Here is a 6707-nt window from a genome sequence, read left to right on the forward strand (position 1 = left end):
TTATTTATAAGCGAAGTGGTTTTGTAAAGGCAGTGGCTTGGTAAAGTTGGACAAATAAAAAAACCAGCCCTGCGGCTGGTTCAATAAATGATTCATGTACATCAACAAACCCTAAGCGATTTAAAACAAATGGTTTATCACAGGGATTTCTTGTGGTGGGTTTTCTTCGTCGTCAACGATTTGGCGGGCCACATGCATAATAAGTTGGCGTAACCAACGATGCGCTGGATGGTGTTGTAATAACGGAGACCACGCCATGGTTAACTCAAATTCAGGAATAAAAAACGGTGGCTCTTCCATCTTAATACTGTCGTTATTGGCCTGCATTTTTGCTACGCGCGTCGGCAATGTAGCAATCAAATCTTTATTTGCTGCAAGCATAGCTGGCATTTGATAATGACGCGTAAAAACGCTGATTTGACGTTTTTGTCCTAAACGTTGCAGCGCTTGATCGATAGATCCTAAGCCGCCAGACTTCTCTGGATTGACACCAAAGCCTACGCCCATACCTGTTTTAGAGACCCAAACATGCTGCGCTTTGAGATAGTTTTTTAGATTAAAACGATTGGCATAAGGACTGTCTGATGACAATAGACAGCTAAAAGTATCACGCCATACTAGCACCTGATGGAAACTTTGCGGTATCTCATTAAAGCGGTTAATCGCTAAGTCAACGCGCCCCTGCTCCATGTCGCGATAAGAGACGTCTGACGGTGTTAAGAAGTCTAAGATAACGTTGGGAGCTTCTGAGCGCAGTGCTTTAACTAGCTTTGGTACCAAAGTCGCTTCTGCATAATCTGATGTCATAATCCGAAAGACGCGAGAAGTGCTATAAGGACGAAACTCCGTACGGGGCTCCAATACTTGTGTCAAATCCGCAAGAATCTCACGGATACGAGGCTGCAACTCTAAAGCACGCTCAGTCGGCGTCATACCTTCAGAAGAACGTACCAATAATGGGTCGTTAAATAGTTTACGCAGACGACGCAAAATATTACTCATCGCAGGTTGGGTAATGCCAAGCTGCTCGGCAGCACGAGTGACGTTTTTTTCTCGTAGCAACACATCTAGGTGTACCAATAAATTTAAATCTACCCGCTGCAAATTCATATAGAGTTCTCTTGGCCTTTGAATAAGTGCCATTATAATCTTGGCATTTTTAGTGCTGTCTTGGCAATGTAGAGCCTAAAACAGCATAATTCCGCTATTTTCCATCTGTTTTTATATCATACTGACTAAGTATAACTTAATATAGCCAATGTAAGGTACTGTTATATATGAATTATAACTTATAAAAATACCAAAGATAAGTATCATAAATTAGATAAATCTTGGTAAGCCAGTTATAGTGAGTCTCATAGATGATTTGCAGCACAAACGATATACCCTAAGTATATACATCGACTATATTCATTTGACGGACACAATTATATAGTATGTTGATGGCTTTCATCGGTAGCATGATCTTATTAATTAATTGTTTATAGATACCACTTTAATCATTTTACAATGATTAGCTTTATCCTATAAACCGCTTATTATTGTAACATCTCTTACTACCAATTATGACACTGAGAGCCAACAAATAGTACAAGCACCTTAGAAATACATGAATCAGACCGACAATCGTTCATATATTACCCATTATTTTTTCACTAGCAAGTTGAGTAAATCCCTTGTATTAGTGACTAAGTTTGGTTAGGGTAAATAAGGCTTTAGCGGATAGCTTGTAATTATGTTTCATCTTATAAGATATCGACAGCATGGATATAAAGTCTAAATGTATGCTTTTATTAGCACACAATCGTCATTACTTAAGCACTTAATTTGTTTTTTACACCCCACCAAGGAGACATAGATGTCAACGGCATATAAATCAGCGATCGATTTAGTACGTGAATTAAAACAAAAACACGGTAACTGGCAGAATATCAGCGAAACCGATGCAGCACGTATGATGTCGCAAAACCGCTTCAAAACTGGTTTAGATATCGCAAAGTATACTGCAAAAATCATGCGTCAAGACATGGAAGACTATGACAATGATACATCTCAATACACCCAGTCTTTAGGTGCATGGCATGGTTTTGTTGCTCAACAAACAATGTATGCTAAGAAAAAATATTTCGGTACGACTTCTAAAACTTATATCTACCTATCAGGTTGGATGGTTGCAGCCCTACGCTCTGAGTTTGGTCCATTACCTGACCAATCTATGCACGAAAAAACGTCAGTACCTAAGCTAATCGAAGAAATCTACACGTTCCTACGTCAAGCAGATGCTAAAGTATTAAACGACTACTTCCGCGAGCTAAACGCTGCCGAAGAAGCGGGTCAAGATACTTCAGCCATCCTAGAGAAAATCGAAAACTTTGATTCACATGTTGTGCCAATCATTGCTGATATCGATGCAGGTTTTGGTAACGAAGAAGCGACGTATCTACTCACTAAGCAAATGATTGAAGCTGGTGCTTGTGCCATTCAGGTTGAAAACCAAGTATCTGATGCGAAGCAATGTGGTCACCAGGCTGGTAAAGTAACCGTACCGCATGAAGACTACATTGCGAAAATTAACGCTATCCGTTATGCATTCCTAGAGCTAGGTGTTGAAGACGGCGTTATCGTCGCTCGTACTGACTCTGAAGGCGCATCACTAACACAAAAAATTCCAGTATCAAATGAGCCAGGCGATCTTGCTTCTAAATACATCGACTTCCTAGAAATGGAAGAAGTGAGCATTGAAGACGCTAACGAAAACGACAGTCTACTTAAGCATAATGGTAAGCTAGTACGTCCAGTTCGTATGCCGAACGGCTTATACAGCTTCCGTGAAGATACTAACATCGACCGCGTTGTTCTTGACTGTGTCACTGCTCTAGAAAATGGCGCTGACCTACTTTGGATTGAAACACCAACACCAGATGTTGCCCACATCAAATCAATGGTAGATCGTATCAAAGAGCAACAGCCTAAAGCGAAGCTGGTATACAACAACAGCCCATCATTCAACTGGACGCTTAACTTCCGTAAGCAAATTATCGCTCAGTGGGAAACAGAGGGCAAAGACATCTCTGCATACAATAAAGATGACTTGATGAGTGCGGATTACGATGGTACTGAGCTTGATGCAGCAGCTGACGTAGCCGCTAAGAACTTCCAACGTGATGCGTCACGTGAAGCGGGTGTATTCCATCACTTAATCACGCTACCGACCTACCACACGACTGCTCTTAGCGTTCACGAACTGGCTAAAGGTTACTTCGGTGAAGAAGGCATGCTTGCTTATGCAGCTGGCGTACAACGTAAAGAAATCCGTGAAGGCATCTCTTGTGTTAAGCACCAAGCAATGGCAGGTTCTGACCTTGGCGATGATCACAAAGAAATCTTCTCTGGTGACAACGCACTTAAAGCAGGCGGCGGCAAGAACACGATGAACCAGTTCTAATCACCGACACTTTATAAGTCAGTGCTAGTTATAAGCAGACACTAGTTATAACTACAAACTAAAAAAGCCGCCCTACAGGATGTAGGGCGGCTTTTTAGTATTTACTGATGCTTTTATTATTATGAGCTTTTTGAGCTTTCATTCTAACTAATGCTTAGCATCCTTGTTATTCATATCTTTACTATCCGTCTCCTTGCTATCAGCCTCTTTAGCACTGCCCGTATTATCGCCTACTTGATTGCTCTTTGTACGCTCTGGATTATAGATACCTTGGTTTTCACCCATCAGATTACGTCGTAAGTGTTCAATACGAGGGCTTTGTCTAAAGAACTTACGATAAATGGTTTTTATCAACCTATAAATGAGATAAAAAATACCAGCAAGCACTACCAACCACCACAATTGTATAACACCAAGTGCGAATGACCTGAGCATACTCCAACCATCTTTGAGTGATTTGTTGACTTCAGTACCAAAACTTGGACGTTCAGCATCTATCAAAACATCTAGGTTTTGAGTGACTTCTTTATAGCTAATGTCTGGCTGGCTAAAAACTAAGTTGATCGTACTGTATTTAACTTTATCAGCGATATCCATCTGCTCAAGCTTTGCCAGCTCTTGTTGCCGGCGCGCAGTATAAGTAGCAGTAATAGCCTCGATATTACTACGTTGGTCTTTATTGTTTTCACTATCGAGTCGCTCTTCGCTAAGCTCGCTTGCCATATCACTGTTTAGCTGACTTACCAACTGCTCACGATAAATATCTAACGTCACGTCTTGCGCTGTAAATTCCTGCTCATTTAAAAAAGCCACTTGCTGCTGCATTTGCTTTAAGAACTTACTGACGTTGGTACGAGGTACCCGAACGGTCATTTCAGCTTGGCGAGTATAAGTAGTGATGGTAATGTTTTTATCACCTTGAACGAAGGTTCTATCACTGCGTGGATAATTGCTAATATTACTGATCGCTACATAACCACCCTGCTGCCGTGTCAATGCCTCAATAGCAGCGCTACTCTTGACGACATCTTTGACGGTAAAGTCTGCACTGGAAGTAATCAGCAGCGATTTACCTTTTATCTGGATATCAGCGACCTGACTACCTAGCGTCTGCTCGCTGTCTCCTGATAAACTTTCAACTGTCAATTCATTGGCTTGGCTGTTAGCCTCTAGCTCTTCAGCCGCCGTTGGTTGTTCGGACATAAGCGCATTTGTATCAGCGGCAACAGATTCTTCACTAGCGTAATCCGATGATTCATCTGATACGCTTTCTGCATAATCCTCAGATTGGCTGCAGCCATTGATTAGTATGACTGACCCCAAGGTAACTGCTGCTAACACTAATGACAAACTATTGGACTGCGAGGGTGTTTTAGGTTTACTTACCATAGAATTTTCGTTCATAATTAAATATACTTTTGTTTGATATTTTGGCTCAATTATAACGCTAATATAATAAAAGTATATTGCTTATAGAAAATAAACACAGGCAATCCTACAAATTTTACTTGTTATTGATTAATAGCTTTCATACGATGGTAGGTAGTTCAATCTGAAAAAGATTAAAGTATATTGAACCGACTATAGACGGATATGGACTGACTACAGTAGCCACTTAACCTGCTTTAAAATAATGGGGAACCATCATGCAAGAGATAGAGTTGAAGTTTTTGGTGCCAGAATCACGGTTAAAAGGCTTGTTGCGTCAAGCGCAAGTTAAGTCCTCACAGATGACACAACTGGCTGCCCATTATTACGACACACCCGATCAACAATTGGCACAGGCAGGTATCGGCTTACGGATTCGTAAAGAAGGCGATAACTGGGTACAAACTATCAAAGCTGGTGGCGATGGGATGGCATCACGCTTAGAGCACAACGCCATATTAGATAATGAACAAGTACAGGCAATGCTTGATACCAACTCCCTTATGCCTGACCTAACGATTTATAAAGAAACGCCTATCGCGCCAGCATTATCCACCTTTAAGCTCAAAAAACTAGCCAAAAAACTCACACCGCTGTACGTCACTGATGTACAGCGCACCACTCGGTTGCTGATAGAAAATAGCGAAGACGAAACGGAAAACAGCATCGAGATAGCCTACGATCATGGCGAGATTATTCATGGTACCGATGATACTCAGCGAGAAAAGATTCAAGAAATAGAGTTCGAACTGGTATCAGGAGATTTAGATTTTTTATTTACGACAGCCAAAACATGGTGTAAGCGCTACAAGCTATGCTTATCTACCGTAACCAAAGCTGAACGTGGTGGCTTACTGATTAATGGACAACCACATAGTCCAGCAGTAAGTACCGACCTGCGTCAAATGAAAATCAATAAAAAAATTAGCATGCCTGCTTTTGTACGAGTAGCCGTGCATAACTGTTTGCTGCAAATATTACCGAATAGCAGTGCTATCGTAGCTGGCAGCACTGACAGTGGGCATATTTTGCAATTACAGACTGGTATTCGCCGCTTACATGCTGTCTTAGAAGTATTTGCTAGCTTCTCTGATGAGATCAATCCTGATTGGCAACCAATACTAAAACAAACCGCCACTCTACTTGGTAGTTATTACGAACTGACTTACCTAGCCCACCATATCGACCCCGAACTACAGGCACATGGCGCACCTGCAACGAATTGGATGACTGACATTGAAACTCTCAAAATCCAGCCTATTGACGCAGTCAGCGCCAATGATTTTCAGCTAACTTTGCTAGAGTTGATTGCCTTTACTATGAGCAATGCAAGCCTTGATCCTCAAGCCAACAAGCTGGCGATCGAACCACTAATAAAAGCCATATCCCAACAGCATGACAGTCTACTAAATATAGATGAGACTATTACGAAAGAAAGTGGCAGCGACATAGAAACCATTGACGCTGATAGCTCTGATACAGGTGGCATTGAGGAACATGAGGTTCATATAAAAAACAGTAACCAAGCAACAGATGAGTTGCGTAATCAATTAACAGCATTACACTACATCACTGAAATAGCCTCACCCCTACTGCACAAAAAATCGTTTAAAAAGAAAACCAAACGCAGCCTAAAACGTCTGATCAAAGAACAAAAAGCATTGAAACATTACCATAATCACCTTCGATATCAACAGTATTATCAACTTAAATCAGCGACAGATCATAATGCGCTTTATGGTGCTGGCTGGTTTTCAGCCAAATTGAACAACAACGCTAATGTCGTTTAGGTTATATTAGTCATGGTGATACAAGGCCTCCACAATATAAATAT

Annotated in this window: 4 protein-coding genes; 2 read left to right on the top strand and 2 right to left on the bottom strand. The window is 41.1% G+C overall.

Annotated elements, in window-relative coordinates; translation table 11 throughout:
- Positions 1-120: 120 nt before the first annotated feature.
- Positions 121-1110: a LysR family transcriptional regulator gene (locus ACT3SX_RS12975; protein WP_192519444.1), complete on the bottom strand. Its 990-nt coding sequence runs from the start codon at positions 1108-1110 to the stop codon at positions 121-123.
- A gap of 748 nt (positions 1111-1858) precedes the next feature.
- Here ACT3SX_RS12975 and ACT3SX_RS12980 point away from each other — a divergent pair.
- Entirely contained in the window at positions 1859-3445 is a 1587-nt protein-coding gene (locus ACT3SX_RS12980) for an isocitrate lyase (RefSeq protein ID WP_192519445.1), read from the top strand.
- 147 nt (positions 3446-3592) lie between these two features.
- Here ACT3SX_RS12980 and ACT3SX_RS12985 read toward each other — a convergent pair whose 3' ends face one another.
- Entirely contained in the window at positions 3593-4834 is a 1242-nt protein-coding gene (locus ACT3SX_RS12985) for a DUF4349 domain-containing protein (protein WP_442060466.1), read from the bottom strand.
- A gap of 257 nt (positions 4835-5091) precedes the next feature.
- Between ACT3SX_RS12985 and ACT3SX_RS12990 the strand changes: the two genes are divergently transcribed.
- Positions 5092-6663, top strand: coding sequence for a CYTH and CHAD domain-containing protein (locus ACT3SX_RS12990; protein ID WP_192519447.1), 1572 nt, complete (start codon positions 5092-5094; stop codon positions 6661-6663).
- Positions 6664-6707 lie beyond the last annotated feature (44 nt).

The sequence above is a fragment of the Psychrobacter sp. AOP31-B2-9 genome (assembly GCF_052378005.1).
GTDB lineage: Bacteria > Pseudomonadota > Gammaproteobacteria > Pseudomonadales > Moraxellaceae > Psychrobacter.